The sequence below is a fragment of the Mycobacterium sp. NPDC003449 genome (genome assembly GCF_053588415.1).
In genome coordinates, this window is sequence record NZ_JBSFPX010000362.1 from 1 (window position 1) to 1,836 (window position 1,836).

4 protein-coding genes are annotated in these 1,836 nt (G+C 72.3%); 2 read left to right on the forward strand and 2 right to left on the reverse strand.

Annotation, left to right across the window (positions count from 1 at the left end; translation table 11 throughout):
* Nucleotides 1-571: 571 nt before the first annotated feature.
* Both ACWDTP_RS38300 and ACWDTP_RS38305 read right to left on the reverse strand, forming a co-directional pair.
* Nucleotides 572-853: a hypothetical protein gene (locus ACWDTP_RS38300; protein ID WP_450028420.1), complete on the reverse strand. Its 282-nt coding sequence runs from the start codon at nucleotides 851-853 to the stop codon at nucleotides 572-574.
* Entirely contained in the window at nucleotides 850-1,080 is a 231-nt protein-coding gene (locus ACWDTP_RS38305) for a hypothetical protein (RefSeq protein ID WP_450028421.1), read from the reverse strand. The genes ACWDTP_RS38300 and ACWDTP_RS38305 overlap by 4 nt, the downstream gene beginning before the upstream one ends.
* Nucleotides 1,081-1,275: 195 nt before the next feature.
* On the opposite strand from ACWDTP_RS38305, the gene ACWDTP_RS38310 reads away from it, so the two are divergent.
* Together ACWDTP_RS38310 and ACWDTP_RS38315 are read left to right on the forward strand one after the other, a co-directional pair.
* Nucleotides 1,276-1,560: a helix-turn-helix domain-containing protein gene (locus ACWDTP_RS38310; RefSeq protein WP_450028422.1), complete on the forward strand. Its 285-nt coding sequence runs from the start codon at nucleotides 1,276-1,278 to the stop codon at nucleotides 1,558-1,560.
* The coding region (locus ACWDTP_RS38315) for a DUF6221 family protein (protein ID WP_450028423.1) at nucleotides 1,553-1,836 on the forward strand (284 nt) is incomplete at its 3' end. The genes ACWDTP_RS38310 and ACWDTP_RS38315, both read left to right, overlap by 8 nt.

Here is a 1,836-nt window from a genome sequence, read left to right on the forward strand (position 1 = left end):
GCTGTGAGTGTTGTACAGACGTGTGCACCCCCGACCTCGCAGGGGGCGGGCCCGGGGGGGGGGGTTTCGCGGGCCCGGCCGGTAGGTGGGGTCAGCGGGGGGCGACGATCCAGCCGCGGCCGTCCTCGTCGTCCCAGACGACGCGCTGCGGGTGGCTCTGGCGGCTGCTGTCGGTGATGCTCACGCCGTTGCGCGGGTCGGGGGTGTACCCGGGGCGTCGGTGAGGGAGTTGAGGGTCTGGGCGAGCTGGTGGAGCAGGGCGTCGATGGCCATGACGGTGTCCTTCCGGAGCGGTGGTGGGGGTGGAGTGCTCCGGGTGGCCTGTGATGGCCGTACCGCTGGACGGTCTCGGAGCGGGTGGCCGGGCCCCGCTGGGGGATGTACGGGGCCCGGCCGGTCTGGGGCGGTTAGCGGATGCCGTTGCGCCAGGTCTCGAACAGGCGCTCGCGGGCGGGCTCGGCCTTCGCGTAGTCCTCGGCGCAGCTCTGGATGGTGGTGTCGCTCACGCCCGGGATGTGGTGCGGCGTGGGCGTGGGCTCGGAGGTGGGCTCCGGGGAGCTGGGCTGGGAGGTCACGGCCGGCCCCCGTCCTGGAGCGGCACGCCGACGGCGCGGTACCCGGTCGGCGGGTGCTGGGCGACCTTCCGGCGGAGGTAGGCCGTGGACCATTCGACGTTGGTGTGCGGCTGGTGGTCGAGGACGTCCCGCAGCGCGATGACCGTGTGCATGGCCCGGTCGGCGAGGATTTTGTCGCGCCGCTCGGCGTCGCCGACGGTGGCGGGGTACGGGATGTCGAGCGCGTCGAGGACGGCGCGGAGCAGGTCGGCGGCGGGCTCGGGGATCGGGGCGCTCACGCGGTCACCGCCGCCGTGGGCTTGGGCGCGGCGTGCGGGTAGTTGTCCCGGTCGCGGCGGCTGGCGGTGGTGCTCTGCGCGGCGGGCGGCGGCGGGGTGATGGTGCCGGTGATGCCGGCCTTCGTGGCGCGCACCGTGATGGTGCGGCCGCCGACGTGCCGGGTGAAGCCGACCGCGATGGGGCGGCGGACTCCCGGGGGCGGGGGCTTGGGGCTAGGGTTCTGCACGGCTGTTCCTCCTGGTTGCGCAGGCGGGATGGCTGGCCCCGGCCCATATGGCGTTGCACCGCCGGGCCGGGGTCTTGCTGTTGATCACGGTCGGAGGCGACCTCCGAGCCGTTGTGTAGTCAAGCTACACGCGTGTAGGCTGACTACACAAGACGGCACGGGAAATCCGCCTCCCCACCCCGGAGAGGGACGGATATGGAAGACCAGTCGGAGGAGGTGCGGCGCGTGCGCGAAGCGATCGCCGCTGTAGCGGTGAATACGCCACCCGCGGAGCGGGCCCGTCGGCTGGACGCGGCCATGGACGCCGCACGCCTGGAGTGGAGGCGGCGCCGGCAGGAAGCGATCCGGGAGATGAGCGACGGCGGGATGACGTACCGCGAGATTGCCAAGGAGCTGGGGATCAGCTTCGGACGCGTTCGACAGATCCTTGCCGAGGACATCGCCACGCTGTCTGGGGACGCGGAGGCGCAGGATGGATGAGCTGGTGCGGTGGCTCGCCGCGCAGCTCGACGAGGACGAGCGGATCGCGCGGGCGGCGGGCGGAGACGTCTGGCGGCGGCAGGACGACTCGTCAGACACGGTCGCGATCTATGACTCGAAGGGCGAGCCGGTCGTATACGACGAGGGCTGGCCGACCGAGGAGCAGCAGGCTCACATCGTGCGCCATGATCCGGCTCGGGTACTGCGCGAGATCGACGCCAAGCGGCGGATCCTCGGCGAGGTCGCTCCGGAGGTCGAGAGGGCCGAGACGATGAT

What these genes read in the sequence shown, in the direction of transcription:
- ACWDTP_RS38310 (WP_450028422.1), top strand. Translation starts at nt 1,276, where the DNA reads ATGGAAGACCAGTCGGAGGAGGTGCGGCGCGTGCGCGAAGCGATCGCC.